This window comes from Mycobacterium sp. OAS707 (assembly GCF_014873705.1).
Classification (GTDB): Bacteria; Actinomycetota; Actinomycetes; order Mycobacteriales; family Mycobacteriaceae; genus Mycobacterium.
Window position 1 is genome coordinate 1,456,373 of record NZ_JADBDS010000002.1, and the last position, 24,265, is coordinate 1,480,637.

The window sequence follows — 24,265 nt, forward strand, 5'->3', positions numbered from 1 at the left end:
TTCACGGTCCCTGGTCGGCATGGTAGGGCGCGACCAACGGGTTGCCCGCGGTCACGGGGCTCGGAAGCTGCCCGATGGTTCGCCCCCACTGCATTTCCAACTCGGTGAGATTCCCTTCCCACCGGGTGCCGGTAAAGAAGGACGAGTCGAGTCGGCTCAACGTCAGGTCGACGACCATCGTGATATTGGTTGCATCACCCCGGAAGTACTTTGTCATGGTCTCTTTCGGCCATGGGTACGTCGCCAACAGACTCAGCGAGCGAGTCAAGGCCGGACCCGCATCCGCCAGCGCGCCCAATGTCGGGCCGAACTCTTGGAATTCCTTCACCAGCGCGGCTTTCGTCTTGTCCGCGGAGTCCGCCGCCAAGGCGCTGAACTTCCCCACCTGATCGAACGTCTCGACAAGTTTGTCTCGGTTGTCACTGAGCACCGCCAACGCATCAGGGATGGTACGTAAGGCGTTGTCCACCACAGGCTTTTGCTGGGCGAACTGACCGACGACGTTGTTGAAGCTCTCGTTGGCAGCAATGATGTCGCCGGTCTGTTCCTGAACATGACCGCTGAATTCGTCGATCCGCTGAATGAGCGATCTCAAGTCGCCTTCGCGACCAGCGAACGCAGTGTTGAACGCTTGGGTGATGTCCTGAGCCTTCGCCAAGCCGCCTCCGTTGAGAAAGACCGCGGCGGCCGACAGTGTCTGCTCGGTGGTGGGGTAGGCGCCCGCATGGCTCAACGGGATCAGCGATCCCTCGTGCAGGTGCCCTTCGGGGAGCGCGTTGAGGGGCGGGGCGAGTTCGATATGCATGGTGCCCAACAGACTCGTCTGCCCCACTTTGGCCGTGGCGTTTGCGGGCAGAGTGATATCACCGTTGAGCCGCATCGTGACGAGGGCATGCCAGTCTTGGAGTTCGACCTTCGTTACCGTGCCGACGTTGACATCGTTGACCCTCACCCGAGAGTTGGGCTGGATGTTTACAACGCTCGGCAGTTGGGCCTGCACGACGTAGGACCCAGGGTCCCGCCCCTGAGTACCCGGAAGTGGAAGCGAATTCAGGCCGCGCCATCCGCAACCGGCAACAGTTGCGGTGACAACTGTCACCGCCAACAGGAGCCGCAGCAATCGAAGTCGAAGCGAGGTCACTGTCAGCCTCCGCCAGGCAGCATCATGCCGGCAAGTCCGGCTGCGGGATCGGTTGGGGTGGGTACTTCAGCTGCCATTGGTGTGCTTTCCGGGCTGGGCGGCGTAGTGGGCGCCTCCGGTGGCGGGTTCGGACGATAGTCCGGGCGCATCCAATCTTCGCTGTAAGTGACCTCGTTGGGCCGGGCTTGGGCGTTCACCAGAGGATTCATCCCGATTGGCAAGTTGTTGTACTGACGGTTCTTGACGATCGGTGCGAGGTACTGGACGCACAGCTTGGCCGAGGCCTCGTTGTTGAGCCGGGAGGCGGCTTGAATTGCGCCACACAAGAACGAGATTGGGTTGGCGAAGTTGTTCACCGACAGAATTCCGGTGATGGCGCCGTGAGCGGGCTCGTAGATATTGGTGACGTTTTGTACGACATTAGGCAACACATGTAGCGTCTGCTTAACGTCGTCTAAGCTCCGTACCAACGCCTGGGTGATCGATCCCAACTTGTCGGTCGTGGTGCCCAAGGCTTCGCGGTTATCAGCCACGAACCCCGTGACATCCTTGATCGCTACGTTGAAATCATCAACGGCGTGCGCGATTTCGTCGGGGGCGTTCGTCATCAACGTTGTGACCGAGGCCAAATTGTTGTTGAGTTGGCGCATCAGGTCGGCACTGTCATGCAACGCTGCGACCAGTGTCGAGAGGTTCTTCACGGTCGCGAAGATGTCCGCGCTGTGGTCTCCCAACGCCGAGATAGCCTGTGACAGGCTGATGATGGTGTCCCGGATGTGGGCTCCCTGGCCACGCAGATTGTCTGCTGCCGTGTTGATGAATTGCCCCATCGGGCTGACCCCACCGGGCTGCGTCGGCTGCAGGCTGTCTGTCAGCTTCTGCAGTTGCCGGCGAAAATCATCGAATTCGACCGGTACCGCAGTCCGATCTCTTGGTATCACCGCGCCGTCAGTAAGGACGGCGCCACCTGTGTATGCGGGCGTGAGTTGGATTGCGCGAGAGGTGATCAGCTTCGGGGACAGAATCACCGCCCGCACTTCAGCGGGAACCTTGTACTTCTTGTCGACCCAGAAGTTCACCTTGGCGCCGTCCCGCTGCGGTTCGATCTTCTCGATCGTCCCGACCTTGACGCCCAGCACGATGACGTTGTCACCCACAAATAGACCGTTGGTGTTGTCGAAGTAAGCGACCATGTTGGTCCTACCGGCGTGTTGCGGAGACCATTGCATCACCCCAACGCCGGCAAGAACCGTCAATCCAAGGACGACCGCTGTCATAATCCAGGTTTTGAGGGCTTTCATTGCTGGGCTCCATCAGCTTTGGGCGGCATGACCGCGGGCGGCCCAGGCGGTGGCCCTCCCGGCGGCGGCGCGGGAAGCGGTTGGCGGTAGGGATAACGCGGGTCGTCGGGATTGCCGGTGATCGCGTCGGGGAGCGTCTGATTCGGGTCACCGCCTTGGCCGGTGCGCGGGTACGGCACCGGCAGCGCCGGCGTGCCAGGTTGGCCGATCTGCGGATCCACCCGTTCTGATGGCAGCAGGACACTTTGGTCGAGGCCAAGATCGGAGAACGCTGCGTCGATGTAGGGCTGGACAAACTGGCCCGGCAACAGGTTCGCAACGTAGGCCTTGAAGAACGGCCCAGAAGATACCGACTCACCCAATGACATTGCGTAGGCGTTGAGCAACTTGAGCGACTGCTGGACGCGCTCCTTGCGCCCGTCCACGATCGCCAACACACCGTTGAGCTTGTCCAGAGCACCACGCAGCTGAGTGCGGTTGTCGGCGACAAACCCCGACAGTTGCCTTGATAGTGCCGAGATATTGCCCGAAATCTGGTCCAGCGCACTGCTTTGGGTCTGCAGCTGTGCCAGTAGCGCGTTGGTGTTGACGATCATTGCCACCACTTGGTCGCTACGCTGCGCCAGTACCGAAGTGGACTTGTTGGCGTTGGCGAGCAAGTCACGCAGTTGAGTATCGCGGTCATTGAGCACCTGAGAGAACCGTGCGACGCCCGCCACGGCATCCTTGAACTGGGATGGGGTGTCCTTGAAGGTCTGCGCCAGAGTGCTCAGCGATTCATTGAGCTTGTCGGTGTTCAGTGAGTCGACAGTCTGAGCGAGATCACCAAGGGCGTCGGGCAATTCGTAGGCTGGTGTCGTGCGATCCAGGGGGATCGGCGCATCGAGCTGTCCGCTGCCACGCGGAGTGAGCTCAATGATTTTGGCACCCAAGAGGCTCTTGGCCTTGATGGCGGCTTCAGTGCGGTCCCCCAGCCGGATCGATTTGTCCATATTGAATGTGATGCGTACGCGATCGCCATCCAGCTCGACGCTGGTGACCGCACCCACTTGGAATCCCGAAACCTGCACTGGTGCACCGGCATCGATACCATTCGAATCGGCGAAGTACGCCGAGTGGACGGCCTTTGCGGCGGTGAAGAACGGGAGCCTGTCATATCCCAGCGATCCGGCTACTGTTGCCGCGACGACGATTACGCCGATCAGGCCGATGATCGCCAATCGGCGCGGAGAATAAGATGTCATCGTGGTGAGCACCTTCCCGTGCTCTGGCCTGCGACTTTGACGTACACCGGTTGGCCACCTTTTCCGTTGACTTTGAGCACCGCGTCACACAGGTAGAAAGTGAAGAAGTCGCCGTACATCCCCTGTCGGGCGAGCACCTGATAAGCCTCAGGCAATGTGTTGAGGAAATCGTCAAAATAATCGTGATCGGCGACCACAATGCTGCTGACCCGATCCGACTGCGCCACAGTATCTGTGAACGGTTTTCTGGCCTTCGACAGCAAGTCGGCAATCGACTCCGCCGCGGCGTTGCCGTAAGCGAGGGAATCAGCGAGGTCGTCCTTGTGCTCGGCGAACCGACTCATGAGAGCCGAGAAAGACGTGATCGCCTTGTCGAACTGCTGGCTTTGGTCACCAAGCGAGCCGAGCACCGTGTTGAGATTGTCGATGACCGCTTTGATCAGGTCATCGCGGTCTGCCAGGGTGTTGGTCACGATGGCTGCCTGCTCCAGGAATGCGCCGATCGCAGGGCCTTGATCCTGGAACGCGGTGATCAATTGTACGGAAAGAGCATTGACCTGAACTGGGTCCAAGGCGCGGAATAGCGGGCGAAAGCCACCGATGAGTGCGTCGAGATCGAGTGCCGGTTCGGTGCGGTCAATCGGGATGGTCGCTCCGGCGCTGACCCGGGGCTGTCCCGAGGCGCCCTGCTGGAGTTCCAGATAGCGATGCCCGACAACATCTTCGTAACGGATCGCGGCGCGGGTCCCCTGCGTGAGCGCCACATCTTTGTCTGCTGTGAACTCTGCCACGACTACCGTGTTCGGACGCATCGAGATGTGTTTGACCTTGCCGACTTCGACGCCGGCGATACGGACGAAATCACCGACCTTCAACCCACTGATGTTGGTGAATTCCGCTGAGTACCGATTCTGAGGCTCGTAGCGGATCCGGTCGAACACCATGAACAAGGCGTAGGTCGCCAATGTGCACACTGCAGCGAAGACGGCGAAGCGCCAGATCGCGCCTACGAGATGGTCTTTCACTGTGATGGTCCTTTGTCGGTGCTCATGGCGGATGAGTTACGGGGACTACGGTGCCGGTTGGCCGGGGGGCGAGGGGAATAGCGGAGTGCCATCCGGCCCGTACAGAGGTGCACCGTAGGGTGGCGCACCCGGATAGGGCACCGGCCCGATAGCGGGGGCATGGATACCGCGAATGCTGGGCGGTTGCGGTATTCCACGGGTCACCGGTAACAGATCCAGCCACCAGGGTTCACCGATGCCCGGGTTCGGCCGGATGTCGAGGCCGGTACCCCAGCCAGTGTTGGTCACGAGCTGACGGACCGGGTAGTTCTTGCTCGCGTCGGGCAGAGATCCACAGCCCGGCTTTCCACCGGGCCCGCCCCTCGCCCCAACGATCGGTAAATTCTCCGGGTAACGGTAGGGATCATCGCCGAAGAGGAACGCGTCATCGAGAATTAGTGAGCGACCGTCGCCGCCGAAGACCTGATAGCCGTCCTCGTCGAGAAACTTCTTGGCACCCATTAGGGTGCACGCGTATTCCGGACTGTACTTGAGCAGCAGATTGGTCGTTGGTTCAAGCACATTCACCGCGCCGACCAGATTCGACTCATTGGGTGCCAGCAGATCAATGCCGGCCTTTGAGACACCAATCGTGCTGAGCAGTAACGCATCCAGGTCTCTGGCATGGGTGGTTATGGTTGCACTTGTTGTACTGAACGCCTTAGCGGAAGCCAGCAGGTCCGTCGCAGCGGAATCGTATACGTCGGCGGCCCCTTTGGCCGAGCGCAAATCTTCCAATACTGTGCCCATTCGGGGGTTGATCTCACCGAGGACACCGTTGCTGGCAGATGTCGCTTGACCAATCTGCTCTCCCCGGCCACGCACCGAATCGGAGATCGCGGTCAGAATTGCGTTAAGTTTTGGTGCGTCGATCTTGTCCAGGACGTCGACGAGGTTTTGAAATACGGTATTGACTTCTGTGCTGACATTGCGCGACAGAAGGACTGCTCCGGCCGAGATATGTTGCGGGCTGGGCTTATCGGGGTAGACCAGATCGACGTACTTGGCGCCGAAAATCGTGGTGGAGCGGATCTGCGCTTCGACGTTCGCCGGAATGTGGCTGACCTCATCCGGGAAGAGGTCCAGTTTCAATCGCACCGGGTCCGTGCCCGGCTCGATGCCGGCGACGCGACCAACCGGTACGCCGCGCAGCTTGACTTTGGCGCCGGATTCCATGACCAGACCTGATCGGTCGGCGGCCAGAGTGACTGGGACCGTTGAGGTTAGCGCGCCAGCGAACATCGCGCTACACAGCCAAAGGAAGGTAGCGATCACCGTGACGAGCGCGGCGGCCCACCACGCCGGATGAATACGGGAGAGAACGGTCGAGGTGGCCACGGCGCTCAGCCCGACAGGTTGAAGCTGCCCGACTGTCCGTAGACGGCCAGGGAAACGAACACAGTGAGGACGCCCGCCGACACCAGAGAACTGCGGACGGCGCGGCCCACAGCTTCGCCGACGCCGGCCGGTCCGCCGGTAGCAGTGAACCCGTAATAGGTATGGACCAACATGATCACGATGGCCATCGATACCGCTAGCAGGAATGACCAGATGAGGCTCACCGGGTACAGGAATGTGTTGAAGTAGTGGTCGTAGACTCCGCTGGACTGCCCGTAGATCACGACGGTGCATAGTCGGGCGGAGCCGAAGGCAGCAAGTACTGCAACGCAATACAGCGGGAGGACCACGACCACCCCGGCAACCAGACGAGTTGCCGCGAGGTACGAAATCGCGCGGATCCCCATGACTTCCAGCGCGTCGATCTCTTCGTTTATGCGCATCGCACCCAACTGCGCGGTGGCTCCGGCTCCGATGGTGGCCGCCAATGCAATACCCGAGGTGAGGGGGGCGGCCAGGCGGACGTTGAAATACGCTGAGGCGAAACCGGTGAGCGCTTCGACGCCGATGTCAGCGAACTGGTTGTAGCCGATCACCGCGGCGAGAGCGCCGGTCGTCACGGTAAGAAATGCGACGATCACCACCGTTCCGCCGACCACGGCGAGTGCGCCGGTACCCAAGCCCATCTGCGCGATGAGGCGTAGCAACTCGGTGCGGTAGTACAGCACGGCATCCGGAGTTGATACGACGGTCTTGGCATAGAACTGCGCTTGCTCGCCTAGCCGATTCCACCCGGCAACCCAGTCGCCGGCCTTTCTGGTCAGCCGCGGCAAGCGCGGTGCGGCGACAGTCATCCCAGTGTCACCTTCACACCGACAGCTGTGGCGATGATGTTGATCGCAAACAGTGCGACGAAGGTGTAGACCACCGTCTCGTTGACGGCATCACCGACCCCGGCGGGCCCGCCTTTGACCGAAACTCCCTTGTAGCATGCGATCAACCCGGCAGCGAGCCCGAACAAGGCTGCCTTGACGATGGCGATGAGCAAGTCCGGCACGCCAGTGAGCACAGTCATTCCCGCGACATAGGCGCCCGGGGTCACATGTTGGATGTACACGGAGAAGAAAAACCCGCCGACCAGTCCGACGGTGATCACCCACGACGACAGCAGCACCGCGACCAGAGTTGCCGCGAGCACGCGCGGGACCACCAGTGCCTGCGTGGGATTCACACCCATCACCCGCAGCGCATCGAGCTCTTCGCGGATGGTGCGGGCCCCGAGATCAGCACACATGGCGGTCGCTCCGGCGCCCGCCACCACCAACACAGTCACGATGGGACCGACCTGGGTGACTGTCGCGAAAGCGGCAGTGGTACCGCAGAAGTCAGCGGCGCCGAACTCCAACAGAAGGATGTTGAACGTAAACACGACCAGCACGGTGTACGGCATCGCGAGCATCAAAGTCGGTAATAGCGAGACTCTGGCGACGAACCAGGCCTGAACGAAGAACTCGCGCACCGCAAAGGGGCGCCGAGGAAGCGCCAGCAGAACGTCCCACGCCAGGGCAAAGAAGCCACCGAGCGCAATCGCGATCCGCAGGCGCTCGTCCTGATTCGCGAACACGACACCACCGGGCCTGCGACCGCCGCGGACTGAATGCGTAGCGCTAAGCACACGCGACGGTGACCGGTCAGATGGTGACCGGGACGCCATGCTCGAGAACCTCCATCTCGCACTTCGCCGGTCCCAGATTGCGCAGCAGCCCATAATGCAGGTCCTGGTGAGCCTTCGCTAGCCCAGCCTGGTGGATCGGAATTATGACCCGAGGCTTCACCCGGCGGACATAGTCGACAGCATCGCCGATCTTCATCCAGGGTCCACCGACGGGTAGCAGCAGGATCTCGACCGCGTCGGGAGCATCGAGGAAAGCGTCACCGGGGTGCAGCGTGTGCCCGTCGATCAGATACCCGTTGTTTGTGATGTTGGGAAGATCGCAGTGGATGACCGCGTGCTCCCCGGCAAGCACGTCGATGCCAACACCGCCCGCTGCGACCGTATCGCCCTGCCCGCGCACGTGGTGGTCGACCGCATGCTCGGCCAATGCTGCCGCGCTCGCGTGGTCGGCGACAACCGTGATGCCCGGGTTGGCTTCAACTAGTGCCGGCACTCGGTTCATGTCGATGTGGTCGGGATGGGAGTGGGTGAAGAGCAGCGCATCGAGGTCACGCAGGGTCTCGAATCCTGTTGAGTACGTTCCTGGGTCGATCAGGATCCGCGTCGTTGCCTGCGAAGCATTGAACTCCAGCAGGACACAAGCGTGTCCGAAGTGCGTGATCTTCACGTGGTGACCTCCGATGGGTTGGGTGACTGCTGGTCAGAGCCAGGCAGGTAAGGCAGGCAACGCGTCCGACGAGCTGATCAGTTCGCCACCCGCAGTTCGTCCCGTCAGCCAGCCGAGCACGTGCGCATGTGTGCCTTTGACGTCGACGGCGGGTCCTGAGCCGATCTCGGCCACCGTGCCGGTATCGGTTGCTTCGATGTGCAGCGATGGCCAATTGGGCTTGGTCCGAGTCGAGTTGACAACATCGTCGAGCAATGCCACGGCCAGATCCGGCGGCAGATCGTCGAACGAGCCACCCAGATCGACGTGATGGATAGTGACCTCACGCAGCCGAAGCCACGGCACGTTCGCCGCGGGCATCCTTCGGCCTTGGGCGGTGACGATCTCCTGGTCCCAGTCCGCTGTCGTGAGCTGTTCGGCCGCATTCTGTAGCCGCGCCGCGCTGTCGACCACGTCGGCGAGAATCACCCCGGCGGGCCGCAGCGCACCAATGTTGATGTCGTCGGCGCGTTGGTGTTTGGACTGATACATCGGCGTTTCGATGCCGGTGCGCGCCCAGTAGAGCAGGTTTCCCAAGGCGTCTGCGTTGCGGGCAAGATGGGTCAGCAGATGCGCCAATGACCAATCCGGCAACGAGCTGTCAGCAGTCAGATCGCAGTCCGAGAAGGTGCCCACTCTCGCCAGCAGCCGTCGGGTCTCGGTCTGCAGCCACTGCTCCACGGCCCCGCGTTCAGGCGACATCGGCGTGCTCCGGTCGGCACACGTTGCGGCATTGGCCCAGTCCGGTGATAGTCGTGGTGACGATGGCCCCCGAGGTGAGGTAGCGACGCGGGTCGCGCGCATGACCCACTCCCCCTGGCGTTCCAGTGGCGATGACATCGCCTGGCCGCAGGGTGATGATCGTCGACAGGTACGACACCAAGTCGACCGGAGTGAACACCAGGTCGCTGAGTGCAGCCGACTGGACGACCTCCTCTCCGACGCGACCTTCGATAGTCGCCGAGGAGATATCGAATTCGTCCGCAGTGAGCAGGTGGGGCCCCAGCGGAGTGGTCGACTCGAAGTTCTTGCCCTGCAACCACTCCACGGTGCGGTACTGCCAGTCGCGAGCGGTGATGTCGTTGAGCACGCAATATCCAGCGATCGCCGCCTCTGCAGTGGCCTGGTCAGCATGGCGGGTCGTGGCACCGATCACGACGGCAAGCTCGGCCTCCCAGTCCAGTGCCTGCGATGCACGCGGAATGACGATGTCGTCGTTGGCGCCGATCAACGTGTCAGTGAATTTGGCGAACAGCGTCGGGTACTCGGGCAGATCGCGGCCCATCTCCAGGATGTGGGAGCGATAGTTCAGGCCCACGCAGACGATCTTGTCGGGCTGGGGTATCAACGGCGCGAAGTCCAGGTCGTGCACGTCATGCCTGAGACCGCGGGCCTCGCGGGCGATCGAATACCACTGCGGGTCGGACAGCAGCACACCGACATCTCGGTGCCCGGTTTGGATCGCGCCGTCGCCGTCTAGACGGACCGCAGCGGTACCAGCGGCGGTGCGGATGGTGGCCAGCTTCAACGGGCAATCCTTTTGTTGAGGTGGAGACGTTCGAAAATCGGCTGATCGCTCATCCGGAACAAGGTCAACTCGGTGGTCGCGCTGAGGGTGTGCTCACACCACGACGGCACCGCAACGACGTCACCGAGAACGACTTCGCGCTGCTCACCGTTGAGGGTCACCGAGCCGGCGCCGTCGAACACCTGCCAGACGCTGGAGCCGGCTTCGCGTACGGTCTGCGTCGACGAGCCGGCGGCGATCCGGTGCATTTCGGTGCGAATCGTTGGCAGGGCGTCACTTCCGGTGCCGGGGTGACTGAACCGAATCGCGGCGTGGCCGCGTGACACAACCCCGGGGTGGCCCTCGGCCTCAAGCTCCAGTTGAGCGCGCAACGCCGCGTCGGTGTCTTCCCACCGGTAGGCCGCCAGCGGCGAGTAGGGCGGCTGCTCGTGAACCGTCGAGACAGGCACCAGGCCCGGTTGGCCCCAGAGGCGCTCGGACCGCGAGAAACGCGGGGTCACCTGTTCGCCGACATCGTCACTGCCGAACTCGAAGAATTGTGCATCGATGTGAGCGCAGAACGGGACGTCGAGACCGTCGAGCCACGCCATCGGGGCATCGTTGGGGTTGTAGTGCCCGTGGAACTGCCAGCCCGCGGTGATCAGCAGATCACCCCGACGCATCGCCACAGGGTCACCGTCCACGACCGTCCAGACCCCTTCACCCTCCAGGACGAAGCGAAATGCGTTCTGGCTGTGCCGGTGTGGGGGCGCAACCTCACCCGGCCCCAGGTACTGAATCGCCGTCCACAAAGTCGGAGTGGCGTAGGGCATCGGGCTCAGGCCCGGATTCGCAACCGCGATTGCGCGTCGTTCACCGCCGCGCCCCACCGGAATGAGTTCGCCCGCGCGTTGGGCAAGCGGATACAGGTCGGTCCAATGCCAGACATACGGCACCGCAACGGGTGTGGGCGACGCCGGCATCAGCCCTTCCCGGATGGTCCACAACGGGATCAGTCCTAGGGCGTCGAAGTCGCGATAGAGTTGCGCTTCCTCGTCTGTGTCAATCGCTGTCATCGTTGCTCTCCTCTGCTCATCCGTACGAGGTACTGCCAGCCGGCGTTGAGCTGACCGGGGTTCCAGATCTGCTCGCGCTTGAATGCGGCTTCGGCCGGATCCGACCACCGCACAGGCCCTCCGGCGGCCATGGCCAACAACTGGGTGCGGCAGGCACGCTCCAACAACACCGCGTACATCACCGCCGTTGCCGGATCCGGCCCCACCGTCACCGCACCGTGTTGCGGCATCAAGATCGCCGGCGCCTCTCCCAATTCGCTTGCCAGTACCCGCCCCAAATCGCGATCGGCTATCAGGGCACCAGTGACGCCGAAACGGGGAAGGCCCTCCTCAAAGACCACGGCGTCATGAGAGATCGGGCGGAGCTCGACGTCTAGTGAGGCGAACGCGCTCAGAGCCGGAGCATGGGTATGCACCACCGAATTGACGTCCGAGCGGGCCGCCATGATCTCAGTGTGGATCGGATATTCCAGATGCCGCGGACCGGCACCAGCGGCGACCTCGCCATCGGGGGTGACCAGGGCGACTCGCTCGGCGGTTATCTCCTCGAATCCCCAGCCGGCGGCCTTCATCCATACGCCCCGCCCTTCGGTATCGCGGATCGATGCGTGACCCCACACCATGTCCGACAGTCCCGCAGCAGCCAGCGCGCCACTGGCATCAACAACCTGTGCGATCGGATCGTCCACCGTTACACCAGCTCCGACTGGTAAAGCCAGTCAAGGTCGACGTAGTGCTCAGCCGAACTGCGCGCGAAAACGCGGTTACGAAGCGCGGGCACGATTGGGTCGGTGGCATGCCAGATTTCACCCCAAGCCCGCGCCACCCGTTGGATCTGGGCGGTCCGCGGCAGTCGGTCCTGTTGATACCGCGCAAAGGCTTCCGTGGCATCACCGTCGAATTTGGCCATGTAACTCGCGAGAGTGCCGGCATCCTCGATCGCCTGGCAGGCGCCCTGAGCGAGGTACTGCAGCATCGGGTGGGCCGCATCGCCGAGTAACGTGACATGACCCGTTGTCCAATTGTCAATGGGGACACGGTCATACATCGGCCAACGCCGCTCGCGCTTGAACAACGTTACCGACGAACGTACCTGCTCGCAGGCGGTCCCGAAATGGTGATCCAGCTCGTCCGGCGTGCCCCAGTCACCGTCTCGATCCGCGCCGGGGCGATACCGCTCGCTGCGGAACACCGCGACCTGGTTGTAGAGCTCACCGCCGCGGATTGGATATTGCACCAGGTGCTTATTCGGTCCGATCCAGATGAACTCGGCGTCTTGGTCGACAGGCAACGGCAGGTCGCCCAGCGCAACCGCTCCGCGGTAAGCAACATAGGCCGAACAAATTGGTTGATCATCGGAGACGAGTCGACGCACTCTCGACCACAGTCCGTCGGCGCCGACGACGGCATCGCAGTCGTATGAGGTGCCATCGGCGAATTCGACACGGGCACAGTCTTTTTTGTCGCTCACATCGGTGACGGTCTTGTTCGACTCCAGGGTGATCCGATCGTCCGCCCTGCAGGCAGCCACCAAGACGTCCAGCAGATCGCCCCGGTGCAGCACGGTGTATGGATAGCCGTAACGGTTGATGAACGGGTCGGCAAGATCCACGGCGGCTAGTTGATCAGCAGTGTCGATGTCCAAGAAGACCAGCGATCTTGGGCGGACGGACACTTTGTCGATCTCAGGCAGCAGACCCAATTTGTCGAGAATGCGAATGGCATTGGGGGCCAATTGGATTCCAGCGCCGATTTCGGTGAATTCCGATGACTGTTCCACAACGCGCACCGGGAAACCGGCACGAGCCAGGGCAACGGCAGCGGTCATGCCGCCGATACCGCCGCCGACAATGAGGATAGGGATGTTCATTCACTTAGCCTTCGTATGAGCAGTGACCGTGGGAGTGTCAATGCCGACCGGCCCCAATACGGCGGCGCCGCCGGGGTCGCCGAGTGGATTTTCACGTCCAGGCAGAGGCTCGTCGAAGAACCGGGCGTTGTCGTCAAACGACGCCGGGTCCTCGCCGGCCTGGTCGGGCTCCACAATCGCGTCGACCGGACATACCGGAAAACACGCACCACACTCGACACATTCGCGGGGGTTGATATAGCGCTTGGTCAGGCCCTGGTAGATGCAGTCGACCGGACATACTTCGACGCAGGACCCGTCGAGCTCGTCGATGCAGGCATTGTTGATCACATATGTCACGAGCTTCCCTCCTCAGCTCCACATCGCCGAGGCGGCGCTCGCCGACGAGCCGACGTCGCGGTATGCGCGCTCGGCGGCCGGGTGTAGCGGTATCGGAGTCTTCGCCATTTCGACGGGATCGATCGGAATCGCCAGGGGCGAACGCTCTTTGGGCAACATCGCGTATTGCGCCTCGAGCGCCTGGCGGGTGCGGATCATGCACCAGGTGATCAGATATGCCAAATCGTCGTCCAAGTCGTCACGGCAGAGCAACACGAAGTCTGCGAAATCCAGAGTCCGAAGGTCCCGCTCGAGGCCAGGCAGGTATCCAGCGTCGACAGTGGCCTCGCCCCAACCGTGTTCGGCGAAACCTTTGAACACGTCATCACCCCAGTCCAGGTAACGCACGGGGCGGTTGGCGGCGATACGCTGCCAACCCGGCGTCATGATCGCCTCCTGGACAAGGACATTGGCACTGCCCTCAGCGAAGTGCTGCAGCCCCGGGAACGGGCGTTCGTCGTAGTCGAACCGGGTGCCCGCGGCAGCAAGAGCATCTGGGTCCGCACCGCCCAATCGCAAGGCCGCATGCGCCGCGAAGCCGACCATGTTGACGCCGTCATCCGGGCAGGTCGCGATGATTAGCCGGTCGGCAACTTCGACGAGATCGGCAACGCTGTGCACGGGCAAGGCGGCGTCGACGGCGATGACAAGCCGGTCCCGATGCGGGAGGCGGCCAAGCGCGCGAAGAAACGGTTGTGGTTCGGCGTTGGCGAGCATCCGCCCCGAGCGGATCAGCGCCGTCGAGGCGGCCGGGGTAACTGCTGCCACATCGGCTTCCCGCGCCGCCAGTGCAACGGCGGCGTCGGTACTGCCCCGGCCCGACCAGATCGCGAACCGTGAACCGGTTGCCACCCGGTCGCCGACTTCTTGGGCGAGCCAGCCGCAGATGCGGGTCAGGTTGGCCTGACCCCAGTCGCCCCTGAAGGCCAGGGTGATGACCCGATCCAGCCGGATCTCACCATCAGCGCCTTGGGAAAGGCCGGAACCTGCGGTCACCGGCTGGCCATTGCGGCGACTGCCGCGGCATCGACCGCAGCGTCGATCTCATGGATCGCGTCGTACGGGAAGCCCACCCGCTCGAACTCTTCTCGCACGGCGTCGGCGCTTCCGGCCTCGTAGAGCGTGAAGATCGCGCCGCTGGTGGTGTTCGCGAACAGATTCTTGAACGTCGCATGCACATTCTTGGCCACCTCCGGCGCGTAGGACCCGATCTCCTGTTCGGAGAGGCCAGGGGCTTGGTGCGTACTGAGGAATAGAGCCATGGTGAGCCTTTCGGTGTCGCTCTGCGGAACACTGTCCCGTAGAATGGTGACATGAGCGCGGTCGCATTGCAACCCTCATAGGGTCTGATTGCACCGTGGGATACCGTGCACGCGTGGACTTTCCGCTCGGCAAGCGCCGATCGCATGCAGGTCGCGTGCGGCGGGGTCGCAATCATGCCTGAGGAGCACGGGGCGGACCGTCCCTCGAGTTTGATCGGCGCGGTCGACAACGTTTTGCGTTTGCTTGCCCTCTTCGAGACCAACAAGGTGATCCGCGTCAATGAGGTGAGTCGCGACATGGGGTTGTCGCGCTCCACGGTGCACCGCATGCTGTCGACGCTGCACTACCACCGATTCGTGGAACAGGATGACCTATCGCGCGCGTACCGTCCGGGACCGGCGCTCGTCGACATCGGCTTAGCAGTTGTGCGCAACATGGACATTCGCGCCATGGCCCACGCTGTCCTCGTCGACTTGGCCGAGGACACCGGCGAAACCGTGCATCTGGGTCAACTGCGCGGCACGGACGTGATTTTCCTCGATAGCGTCGAAAGTTCGCAGATGGTGCGGGCCGGCAACCGCGTCGGCTGGTCTTTGCCGGCGCACGCGACGGCCAGCGGAAAAGCTCTTCTTGCTGCGTTGCCTGAATCAGAGCTGGCGACGCTATATCCAGACGAGGTCCTGGAAACGCCGACGCCAACGGCGGCCCGGTCCAAAAGCGAGCTGCTCAAGCAGCTCGCGGACACCCGAGCGCGTGGATACGCGATCAACCACGCCGAAAGCGAGGGTGATATCGGGGCCGTTGGCGCGGCCGTGAGCGACGGCAACGGCCGAGTGCGCGGTGCGCTCGCAGTCACCGCGCCCATCTCGCGAGTGGATGACGCCTGGATCGAAAGATGCGGGGCCGCCGTGGCGCGCAGCGCGGAAACGCTCGGCAAACGCTTCGGCTGACGGTTTGCCTTCATACCCCCTTCGAGCAGCCACGTTGTGAAATGTCAAGCAGCCGATTCGGTTGCGCGAGTGATCCGACCGTTGGTACCGTACGAGTCGTGATGGCGATCACTGTTCCGCACAGTGCGACATTGGAGTGTAGGCGCCGGTTTCAACGGCAGCCTCGCAGCGCACATAGAAAGGTGTCACGATGACCGATGTTGTCGAGGTAGCGCCGCTTCCGACCATGGAACCGACCCGCCGCATTCCCGCGCCCAACGGTAAGCGCGAACCCCTCAAGGCCAACATCTACGAGCGCATGGCGAAAGCCGCGGCCAACCTCATCCCGATCTTTCCGTACGACGAGGCGGGGACCATGGTGCCGTGCGGAACGGTGATGTTCGGCGGGGAGGGACGCGACCACGGCCACTTCTTCCACGCCAACAGCATCTCCGAGGTCCTGGTGACCTTCGGATCTCATGAGGCCATGTTGGCCTCGGGCGCCATCATGGCGACGCAGAAAGTCCACGGAGTCAACTCTTTCCTACGCGACCAGAACAATCCCGATGCATTCCTCGTCGCGACGATCACTCAGCGTCAATCCGAGGAAGCCGGTCAGCATGAGGCCCTCACCGCCAACTGCAAGAACTGCAAGAAGGAAATCGTGCGCCTCGAATACGGTGCCGGGCCGGCAGGAACACCCGATTTCGACCCGTCCCGGTTCGGGAAGGCCGACGATCAGTTCCCCCAATTCGCCACTCTGGCAGCGTCCAGCGAATTCGTCGATGCCCGCAACTCTGACGAAGGAAGAACTTGCGCCAATTGTGGTCATGTCAATGACCTGTTCCCCGAAGATCCGTGGGGCTGGCGCCGCATGGTGGATCAGACGCGCGTCGTCAACGCCGCCTACCACGAGCTGCAGGCGAGGGCCAAGGAAGTGCAAGCATGACTCGACGCCGGATGCTCGACGCATACAAGGTCGGCGCACAGATCGGCAATTACGCCGATCTCGCGGTGCTGCCTCTCGATGTCGATCCGCAGATCACGTTGTCCCGCAACTGGATTGATCAGCCGTTCTACCACATCTTCGCCGAAGACACAGTGCTGGCTGCGATGTCGGGCGACAGCGTGGTCAGGATGCGGATGAGTTCGGTGAACTGGATCCGTCTGCAGATCGGCGACCACGCTTATATCCCTGCTGGCACTCCACACCGGATCGAGCCGCGGGAAGAGGGCATTCTGCTGCGCTATGTCGCCGGCGATGCTGGCCTGGAGGCGGCAGCGTGGTTCTGCGAGACCTGCGGTGACGAGTTGTATCGCCTGGAGTGGCAACATGATAACGACGCAGAACCGCCACGGGTGTATGCAGCAGCGTGTGCCCGGTTCAACGCCGAAACCGAGGCAAGGATGTGCCGGCGCTGCAAAACCGTTGCGCCGGAGGTTGACCTCGAAGCACTGGGCTGGCGCGATTACGTCGCCGACGCGCCAACCTCGTAACCAGCGCTCTACGACTTCTCGTCCGATACATAGGTGAGGATCCAGCGAGACTTCTCCTAGAAAATCAGCATGATGAATTTCGCGAACCCGGTCCAGCCGGTCTCACTCGACAACAGCAGATCACCGGACCGAACTCGAAAAGCCAACGTAGTTAAGGGACTAACCATGAAGCAGGCGCCCATGGCTCTACTGGTGGTCAGGCCCGCATGAGCTACAACCATTTTCACGACGTCGTCGTCGTGGGCGCCGGTCCCGTGGGACTGGCATTGGGCAGAATGCTTGGCTTGCAGGGACATGACGTGCTCATCCTCGAACGCTGGCCGCAGCCCTATCCACTGCCGCGCGCGGTCCATTTCGATGACGAGATCGGCCGAGTGTTCCAGGCTATGGGACTCAGCGCTGAAATCAAGGCCATCTCCGATCCCGTTCCCGATTTCTACGAGTGGCGCAACGCCGCTGGCGATGCCCTCGTACGCATAGACTGGTCGGGTACCGGCCCCTGCGGTTGGCCCACCGCCAGCTTCTTCTCCCAACCAGAATTGGAAAGAACGCTCGCCAGCGCCGTCGAGCGCATGCCGAATGTCACGCTGCACCGCGGTGCGACGGTCGTCGACGTCGATGACCGCGGCACCGACGTCAAAGTGACCTTCCAAGCGAACGAGCGCCAAACCGTAGATGTCTACTCGCGATTCGTTATCGGGTGCGATGGCGCGAATAGCTTTGTACGCGACCGAATGGGTGCGACATCGCACGATCTCGGCTTCTTCTTTGACTGGTTGATCGTCGACACGATTCCGCTCGATCAGCAGGAATGGTCCCCGATGAACTGGCAACTGTGCGACCCCGCCAGACCGACGACAGTGGTCTCGGGCGGCCCGGGACGCCGGCGATGGGAGTTCATGAGGCTGCCTGGCGAGGATCTCGAGGTGCTCAACACCACCGACCGTGCCTGGGAGTTGTTGCGGCCCTGGGGTCGCACACCCGAAAACACTCGACTGGAGAGGCACGCTGTGTACAGCTTCGCGGCGCGCTGGGCCGATCGGTGGAATTCTGGGAGGCTTGCCATCGCCGGAGATGCCGCGCACCTGATGCCGCCGTTCGCGGGTCAGGGCATGTGTTCGGGCTTGCGTGATGCGGCCAATATTTCGTGGAAGCTCGACCGCGTGCTGCGCGGGAAATCCGCACGCGCGCTCCTTGATTCGTACACATCTGAACGCAGCATCCACTTGCAGCACGCGATCACGATGTCAGTCGAACTGGGCAAGGTCATCTGCGTGCTCGATGACGCGCAGGCGACCGAACGCGACCAGCGGATGATCGCTGCAGGTGCCGACCCGAGGCGTGTGCTGCCAGTAACGGCGCTGCCCGTCCTCGGTCCGGGCGTCACCGCGGACGGGATCGACCACGCGCCGTTGCGCGGCACACTGCTGCCTCAATTCCCCGTCGCGCATCAGGGCCGCGTCGATCTTCTCGACAACGCCACAGGCCCGAGTGCGCTGTTACTGATCCACGGGGACGACGCATCCGTTGCAGGCTTGTCCATGGATCTGCTTCAGGGATCCGGTGTGCAAGTCATGACAATCGCCGAGACGGGTAGCCCCGACCTCGTCGACCAGAACCATTGCTGGACAGAGTGGTTCAACCACAACGAAGTGGAATGCGTGCTGGTCCGCCCCGACCGGTATATCTTCGGCGCACTCGCCTCAGCCGCTGATCTCGCGCAACTCGCCGTCCAGTACCACAGGAAACTGCACGCATGCGACGAGACCGCTGCCGCAAGCGAAACCCAAACCGCCGCCTCCGTACAACTCTAAGAACCCAAACATTAAGGAGAATCTGAATGCGACTGGCAAACTATGCCGAGCGCGCCAATATCGTCGTCGGTGATGCCGGCGCCGAGCAGGTCATCGACATCGCCTCCGCATCAGGTGGACGCTTCGGTCCCGACATCTCAGCGATATACGAAGACTGGGATCACTTCGTCGATTGGTACGCAACGCTTTCGACGGCGGACATCGGTCGCGGGCATCCAGTAGACCGGAGACAGTTGGGCGCGCCATCTCCGGCTCCTCGGCAGGTGTTCGCCATCGGTCTGAATTACGACGCGCATGCCGCCGAGTCGGGTTTCGAATCGCCCACCGACCTACCGCCCGTATTCGTCAAGTATGTGTCCAGTTTCTCAGGTCCCGACACCACAGTTGTCATTCCCACCGGGGGCAATGTCGACTGGGAAGTGGAACTCGTCGCCGTCATCGGACGACAAGCCACCAGAGTTGATGTGGCACAAGCTTGGTCCCACGTTGCGGGTCTCACTGTGGGGCAGGACATCTCCGAACGTATCTCTCAGCTGCGGGGGCCGGCTGCGCAATTTGGACTGGGCAAGAGCTTCCCCGGCTTCTCCCCGCAGGGTCCCTGGCTGGTCACGCTCGACGAATTCAGAGACGTCGACGACATCGAACTCGGCTGCTCTCTCGACGGCGAAGAGGTGCAGAAAGGGCGTACCAGAGAGTTGATCTTCTCGGTGCCCAAGTTGATCGCCAGCTTGTCTCACAACGTGACTCTCTACCCCGGGGACGTGCTGTTCACCGGAACGCCCGCAGGCGTTGGGGTTGGCCGTCAGCCCCAACGCTTCATCCAACCGGGCCAGCGCCTGGACAGCTGGATCGAAGGCATCGGTGAACTGCACCAGGTCTTCCGAGCAGAATCCACCTCCTAAAGGACACATCATGGCACTGCATGGCTTGGGCAAGGTGACAATCGGCGTGCCAAACGTCGCCGAGACTATTGACTACTACTGTGATTTCGGTCTGATCCACCGCGGCAGTGGCATATTCGCAACTCAGAACGGTGGTGAGCAACTCGAGATCGTGGATGCACCCCGTCGCCGCCTCGTTGAGCTGGCCGTCGCCGCGGATGACGAGGATGATATTGCCCGTATCAGAAGTCGGCTCACCAGCTTCGGGGCCGATTTCAACAGAACGGCAACCTCTTTGACGGTCGCTGAGCCAGCGTCCGGCACGCGAGTAAAAGTTGCGATTCGCCCGCGCGTAGTCGTCGACCCCGCAGTGGCGCCGACCCCATATAACGGCCCCGGAAGGATCGATCGCTGGGGCAGAGCTCCGTTCAGCAAGCGGACCGGACCGGTTCAGCCCAGGAAGCTCGGCCACGCGGTGATCGGCACCGTAGACCTGTCGGCCACCACAAGGCTGTTCACCGAGGGGCTGGGCTTCAAGGTGAGCGACTATATGGAGGATAAGGCGGCATTCCTACGCTGTTCATCAGACCACCACAACGTCTTGGTCCTGGCTGCTCCAGTGAATTTCCTCCACCACACAAGCTGGCAGGTCGACGACATAGACGAGATCGGCCGCGGAGCCCAGTCAATGCTCGAAGGTCATCCAGAGCGCCACATTTGGGGCCTTGGCCGTCACTACGCCGGTTCCAACTTCTTCTGGTACCTCAAAGATCCCGCGGGCAACTTTTCCGAGTACTACTCGGACATGGACACCATCCCGGAAGACGAGCTATGGAGTCCTGAAGTAATGCACGGTCTGCAGGGCCTGTATGCATGGGGACCTCCGCCGCCTCCGTCGTTCCTCGAACCCGACGACCTTGCAGCGCTGATGACCGGCGCCCACGCCCCCTCAGCCCGCTAACCCGGTCTGGCTCAAGAAAGCATCTGAAATGCCTGTCGGACATGTTGTTACCTTTACGTTCAGGGCTGGCACACCACCCGCATCGGTCGCTGCGCTGGGTGCAGCTCTAGACGAACTCGCTTCGGAGACAACCACTCTGAGCTACCACCACGGCCCTGACATGAAACTCCGCCCAGGGAATGCCGACTACTCAGTCACGGCGATCTTCGAAGACGAAGCGGCATTTTCTGAATACATCATGTCGCCAAAACACCTGCGAATCGTGAGCGAGCTGCTGCAGCCGCATCTGCAAGCTCGTTCCGCCGTTCAATTCTTTATCGGGTAGAGAACTTTCAGCGCCCGGAGGCCGCCACACTGCGGAACAGGATGCTAATAGCTCACTGCGCTGTTATAGCCGCTACACGCACGCGATTCCCGTCACGACGTCACAGCACGGTTGGGCGACGATGGCACCCGTTGTCGAGAAGTAACGTCGGCCAAGCGCAGTGCGGGACCACACTTTCGGTCCCGGCCATATCGCTTGCAGGGCCACAAGCCACGCCACTCGCGATGCAAACTCATTGTGTCCGGGACAGGATTACCGTCGCGCACTGCTTGACGCCGGCCTGGCGCCACCGAACTCGCCGTCACCAGCCTCATCCGAACCCATCTCACCGCCCCCCGGCCACGCCAACGTTGAGAAGGAGCTGCGTACCATTCGATGCTCGCTCGCCTGTGCGGCTACTGGATCCGTGAGTGCGACGGAACCCTCTCTCCGGATTACCAGGCGCGGCTCATTGACCGGCGAAACGCCGCCACGCACGCGGCTGCGCGTGTTCGGAAAGCCGACGTGCGACTTTCGCTACAGCAATGGCGCGTGCGTGTCGCTTCAACAGCGCACCCTTGCGTCGTCTCAAATTCGTGTCATACATGCCATCGAGCTGACACGGCCGACGAGAATATGACATCGAGTTTGAGAACCTCCAGACCCCCCCCGTTTGGCGCTGGCACGACGATGTCGTTTTTCCGCCAGTGATGTCGGTGGGCTCGTGTAATTGTCGATGCATGCACGAAGATTTCGACCGCTGTTACCGGGCCGTGCAGTCCAAGGACGCCCGGTTCGACGGCTGGTTCGTCACCGCCGTGCTGACCACGAAGATTTACTGCCGACCGAGCTGCCCGGTACGGCCCCCGTTCGCCCGTAACATGCGGTTTTATCCCACCGCAGCCGCCGCGCAGCGAGCCGGCTTCCGGGCTTGCAAGCGTTGCCGTCCGGACGCCTCGCCGGGCTCACCGGAGTGGAATGTGCGCGGCGACGTGGTGGCCAGGACGATGCGACTCATCGCCGACGGCACTGTTGACCGCGAAGGTGTCACAGGACTGGCAGCACGCGTCGGCTACACCACCCGCCAGCTCGAGCGGCTGCTGCAGGCCGAGGTCGGTGCCAATCCGCTGGCGCTGGCCCGGGCGCAGCGCAGCCAGACCGCCCGGGTACTGATCGAGACGACGGAACTGCCGTTCGGGGACGTCGCGTTCGCTGCCGGCTTCTCGAGCATCCGCCAGTTCAACGACACCGTCCGGGCGGTCTGCGACCTCACACCGACGGCTCTGCGTCAACGGGCCCGAACCCGATTCGGGCGAGGCAACGGTGCGTTGTCGCTACGGTTGCCGGTACGGACTCCGTTCGCCTATGAGGGACTGTTCGGTCATCTCGCGGCAAGCGCGGTGCCCGGCGTCGAGGAGGTGCGCGAGGGCGCCTACCGGCGCACTCTGCGATTGCCTAACGGTAACGGAATCGTAAGTCTCACACCGCAACCCGACCATGTGCAGTGCCAGCTGGTACTGGATGACTTCCGTGATCTGTCCACCGCGATCGCCCGGTGTCGGCGGCTGCTCGACCTTGACGCGGATCCCGAGGCCGTCATCGACGCACTGAGCGCAGATCCCGACCTGACCGCGCTGGTGGCCAAGGCACCCGGGCAACGGATACCGCGCACAGTCGACGAGCAGGAGCTGGCAATCCGAGTAGTGCTCGGCCAGCAGGTGTCGTTGAAAGCCGCACGCACCCACGCCGGGCGCCTCGTGACCGCATACGGCCAACCGGTCGCCGATTTCAATGGCGGTCTCACACATGTGTTTCCAGCGGTCGAGCATCTCGCAGAAATCGATCCCGCGCATTTGGCGTTCCCGAAGTCCAGGCAGCGATCCCTGGTCACGCTCATCAGAGCGATGGCGGACGGCGAGGTCGTCCTCGACGCCGGCTGCGACTGGAACCGCGCCCGCGAACAGCTGTTGGCCCTGCCGGGGATCGGGCCCTGGACCGCCGAGGTGATCGCGATGCGCGGTCTGGGTGACCCCGACGCGTTCCCGGCCACCGACTTGGGTGTGCGACTTGCGGCTATACAGCTGGGGCTGCCCGGCGATGCCCGCCCGCTGACCGAGCACAGCATGCGATGGCGGCCATGGCGGTCGTATGCGACCCAGCACCTGTGGACGGCCCTCGATCATGCGGTCAACGAATGGCCGCCGAAGGAGAAGTGATGCAACACGTGCTATTTCGGTCGATGGAGAGTCCGGTCGGGAAGTTGACCCTCGCGGGCACCGATGGGCGGCTGACGCATCTGCGGATGGTCGACCAGACATACGAGCCGAGCCACGATGGCTGGGAACCCGATGACGACGCGTTCCCCGAAGCAGTCGAACAACTCGAGGCGTATTTCGCAGGCGACCGGATCGACTTCGACCTCGACCTGAATCTGGTCGGCACTGCATTTCAGCGGCGAGTGTGGGAGGCCCTGCTGACAATCCCGTACGGAGAGACACGGTCGTACGGGGAGATCGCGCGACAGATCGGATCGCCCGGGGCGTTTCGCGCTGTTGGTCTGGCCAACGGCCACAACCCGATCGGCATCATCGTGCCGTGCCACCGCGTGATCGGATCAAACGGCAGCCTCACCGGGTACGGCGGCGGCCTCGACCGCAAAAGGGCATTGCTGGCCTTGGAAAAGAGCCGTTCCGCGCCCGCGTTGTTCTGAACTAGCGTTCCAGCGCTTTGGCGCAGCCAGCGAGAACCGCCGCGAAGCTCGAGCGAAGTAGCCGAAAGCTCAATGCCTCCAGCACTTTTCCGCCAGCGTAGACCGGATGGCTGTATACAGTTCGCCAGCCGACATGTGTGCCATCGCCCGCCCTGGTGAACGTCAGCGTGCCGCCTTCGTGGTTGAACGGCGGCAACGAACGAAGGATGAGGTACGAGTAGCTCCGTGGCCTCTCGTATGCGGTGATCTCCTCTTCGAACCACATTCCGGCCCCGACCACCCATCGTCTGACGCCGGCCGCCGGTGCCGACGCACCCTTCGTGAACCCTGCCCGTAGCGCGAGCGGAGCCGCCGTCAGATTGACCGGGTCTGCCAGCCAATCGAACACGGCTTGCGGAGCCGCGGCGATCGTCCGCTCGACATACAACTCGACCATCAAGGACTCCTTGCAGATTTCTTCTCCACAAATGCCTTTGCCCCCCAATAGAATTGGGGGGCAAAGGACTTAAATTGTGTTCGGCGGTGTCCTACTTTTCCACCCGGGTTGGGTAGTATCATCGGCGCTGGCAGGCTTAGCTTCCGGGTTCGGGATGGGTCCGGGCGTTT

General features: G+C 62.4%; 26 protein-coding genes and 1 rRNA gene. 9 read left to right on the forward strand and 18 right to left on the reverse strand.

The genetic code is table 11. From position 1 onward, the window contains the following. Position 1: 1 nt before the first annotated feature. The 16 genes from GGC64_RS17920 to GGC64_RS17995 form a co-directional block, all read right to left on the reverse strand. Entirely contained in the window at positions 2–1,141 is a 1,140-nt protein-coding gene (locus GGC64_RS17920) for an MCE family protein (RefSeq protein WP_370582158.1), read from the reverse strand. A gap of 2 nt (positions 1,142–1,143) precedes the next feature. Then, the gene (locus GGC64_RS17925; protein WP_192723808.1) at positions 1,144–2,442 is read right to left on the reverse strand and encodes a virulence factor Mce family protein; all 1,299 of its coding nucleotides are present in this window, start codon (positions 2,440–2,442) and stop codon (positions 1,144–1,146) included. Then, entirely contained in the window at positions 2,439–3,686 is a 1,248-nt protein-coding gene (locus tag GGC64_RS17930) for an MCE family protein (RefSeq protein WP_192723809.1), read from the reverse strand. Before GGC64_RS17930 ends, GGC64_RS17925 begins: the two co-directional genes overlap by 4 nt. Further along, a complete protein-coding gene (locus GGC64_RS17935; RefSeq protein WP_192723810.1) occupies positions 3,683–4,711 on the reverse strand; it encodes a virulence factor Mce family protein in 1,029 nt (342 codons plus the stop codon). Before GGC64_RS17935 ends, GGC64_RS17930 begins: the two co-directional genes overlap by 4 nt. 45 nt (positions 4,712–4,756) lie before the next feature. Then, the gene (locus tag GGC64_RS17940; RefSeq protein ID WP_192723811.1) at positions 4,757–6,088 is read right to left on the reverse strand and encodes an MCE family protein; all 1,332 of its coding nucleotides are present in this window, start codon (positions 6,086–6,088) and stop codon (positions 4,757–4,759) included. A 5-nt stretch (positions 6,089–6,093) separates the two neighbouring features. Then, entirely contained in the window at positions 6,094–6,942 is an 849-nt protein-coding gene (locus tag GGC64_RS17945) for an ABC transporter permease (RefSeq protein ID WP_192723812.1), read from the reverse strand. Beyond that, positions 6,939–7,712 (reverse strand): MlaE family ABC transporter permease, encoded by a 774-nt coding sequence (locus GGC64_RS17950; RefSeq protein WP_370582159.1) that lies wholly within the window; start codon positions 7,710–7,712, stop codon positions 6,939–6,941. Before GGC64_RS17950 ends, GGC64_RS17945 begins: the two co-directional genes overlap by 4 nt. Before the next feature lie 67 nt (positions 7,713–7,779). After that, on the reverse strand, positions 7,780–8,430 hold the full coding sequence (locus tag GGC64_RS17955; protein WP_192723814.1) for an MBL fold metallo-hydrolase: 651 nt from the start codon (positions 8,428–8,430) through the stop codon (positions 7,780–7,782). Between the two features lie 33 nt (positions 8,431–8,463). Then, positions 8,464–9,171: a maleylpyruvate isomerase family mycothiol-dependent enzyme gene (locus GGC64_RS17960; RefSeq protein WP_192723815.1), complete on the reverse strand. Its 708-nt coding sequence runs from the start codon at positions 9,169–9,171 to the stop codon at positions 8,464–8,466. Further along, entirely contained in the window at positions 9,161–9,997 is an 837-nt protein-coding gene (locus GGC64_RS17965; RefSeq protein WP_192723816.1) for a fumarylacetoacetate hydrolase family protein, read from the reverse strand. Before GGC64_RS17965 ends, GGC64_RS17960 begins: the two co-directional genes overlap by 11 nt. Continuing rightward, positions 9,994–11,052: a cupin domain-containing protein gene (locus tag GGC64_RS17970; protein WP_192723817.1), complete on the reverse strand. Its 1,059-nt coding sequence runs from the start codon at positions 11,050–11,052 to the stop codon at positions 9,994–9,996. Before GGC64_RS17970 ends, GGC64_RS17965 begins: the two co-directional genes overlap by 4 nt. Further along, a complete protein-coding gene (locus GGC64_RS17975; RefSeq protein ID WP_370582161.1) occupies positions 11,049–11,741 on the reverse strand; it encodes a class II aldolase/adducin family protein in 693 nt (230 codons plus the stop codon). The genes GGC64_RS17970 and GGC64_RS17975 overlap by 4 nt, the downstream gene beginning before the upstream one ends. A 2-nt stretch (positions 11,742–11,743) precedes the next feature. Next, a complete protein-coding gene (locus GGC64_RS17980; protein WP_192723818.1) occupies positions 11,744–12,922 on the reverse strand; it encodes an FAD-dependent monooxygenase in 1,179 nt (392 codons plus the stop codon). Continuing rightward, positions 12,923–13,261, reverse strand: coding sequence for a ferredoxin family protein (locus GGC64_RS17985; RefSeq protein WP_192723819.1), 339 nt, complete (start codon positions 13,259–13,261; stop codon positions 12,923–12,925). Between the two features lie 12 nt (positions 13,262–13,273). Then, entirely contained in the window at positions 13,274–14,296 is a 1,023-nt protein-coding gene (locus GGC64_RS35325; RefSeq protein WP_192723820.1) for a TAXI family TRAP transporter solute-binding subunit, read from the reverse strand. Beyond that, a complete protein-coding gene (locus GGC64_RS17995) occupies positions 14,293–14,562 on the reverse strand; it encodes a nickel-binding protein (protein WP_192723821.1) in 270 nt (89 codons plus the stop codon). Before GGC64_RS17995 ends, GGC64_RS35325 begins: the two co-directional genes overlap by 4 nt. 174 nt (positions 14,563–14,736) lie before the next feature. Between GGC64_RS17995 and GGC64_RS18000 the strand changes: the two genes are divergently transcribed. The 9 genes from GGC64_RS18000 to GGC64_RS18040 all read left to right on the forward strand — a co-directional run bounded on the left by GGC64_RS18000 (position 14,737) and on the right by GGC64_RS18040 (position 23,659). Continuing rightward, positions 14,737–15,513 (forward strand): IclR family transcriptional regulator, encoded by a 777-nt coding sequence (locus GGC64_RS18000; RefSeq protein ID WP_192723822.1) that lies wholly within the window; start codon positions 14,737–14,739, stop codon positions 15,511–15,513. Between the two features lie 190 nt (positions 15,514–15,703). Further along, on the forward strand, positions 15,704–16,441 hold the full coding sequence (locus GGC64_RS18005) for a hypothetical protein (protein WP_192723823.1): 738 nt from the start codon (positions 15,704–15,706) through the stop codon (positions 16,439–16,441). Next, complete coding sequence (locus tag GGC64_RS18010) at positions 16,438–16,989, forward strand: hypothetical protein (RefSeq protein WP_192723824.1); 552 nt, start codon at positions 16,438–16,440, stop codon at positions 16,987–16,989. The genes GGC64_RS18005 and GGC64_RS18010 overlap by 4 nt, the downstream gene beginning before the upstream one ends. A 206-nt stretch (positions 16,990–17,195) precedes the next feature. Then, on the forward strand, positions 17,196–18,803 hold the full coding sequence (locus tag GGC64_RS18015; RefSeq protein ID WP_192723825.1) for a bifunctional 3-(3-hydroxy-phenyl)propionate/3-hydroxycinnamic acid hydroxylase: 1,608 nt from the start codon (positions 17,196–17,198) through the stop codon (positions 18,801–18,803). Between the two features lie 26 nt (positions 18,804–18,829). Further along, complete coding sequence (locus GGC64_RS18020; protein WP_192723826.1) at positions 18,830–19,705, forward strand: fumarylacetoacetate hydrolase family protein; 876 nt, start codon at positions 18,830–18,832, stop codon at positions 19,703–19,705. A gap of 10 nt (positions 19,706–19,715) precedes the next feature. Further along, positions 19,716–20,645: a VOC family protein gene (locus tag GGC64_RS18025; protein ID WP_192723827.1), complete on the forward strand. Its 930-nt coding sequence runs from the start codon at positions 19,716–19,718 to the stop codon at positions 20,643–20,645. 28 nt (positions 20,646–20,673) lie between these two features. After that, positions 20,674–20,970, forward strand: coding sequence for a Dabb family protein (locus GGC64_RS18030; RefSeq protein ID WP_192723828.1), 297 nt, complete (start codon positions 20,674–20,676; stop codon positions 20,968–20,970). 719 nt (positions 20,971–21,689) lie between these two features. Beyond that, positions 21,690–23,165, forward strand: coding sequence for a DNA-3-methyladenine glycosylase 2 family protein (locus tag GGC64_RS18035; RefSeq protein WP_192723829.1), 1,476 nt, complete (start codon positions 21,690–21,692; stop codon positions 23,163–23,165). Then, positions 23,165–23,659: a methylated-DNA--[protein]-cysteine S-methyltransferase gene (locus GGC64_RS18040; RefSeq protein WP_192723830.1), complete on the forward strand. Its 495-nt coding sequence runs from the start codon at positions 23,165–23,167 to the stop codon at positions 23,657–23,659. Before GGC64_RS18035 ends, GGC64_RS18040 begins: the two co-directional genes overlap by 1 nt. A gap of 1 nt (position 23,660) precedes the next feature. Here the strand turns inward: GGC64_RS18040 and GGC64_RS18045 are convergent, their stop codons facing one another. After that, entirely contained in the window at positions 23,661–24,095 is a 435-nt protein-coding gene (locus GGC64_RS18045) for an SRPBCC family protein (RefSeq protein ID WP_192723831.1), read from the reverse strand. Positions 24,096–24,173: 78 nt separating this feature from the next. Next, positions 24,174–24,265: ribosomal RNA gene (gene rrf, locus GGC64_RS18050) — 5S ribosomal RNA — on the reverse strand; the annotation flags it as partial.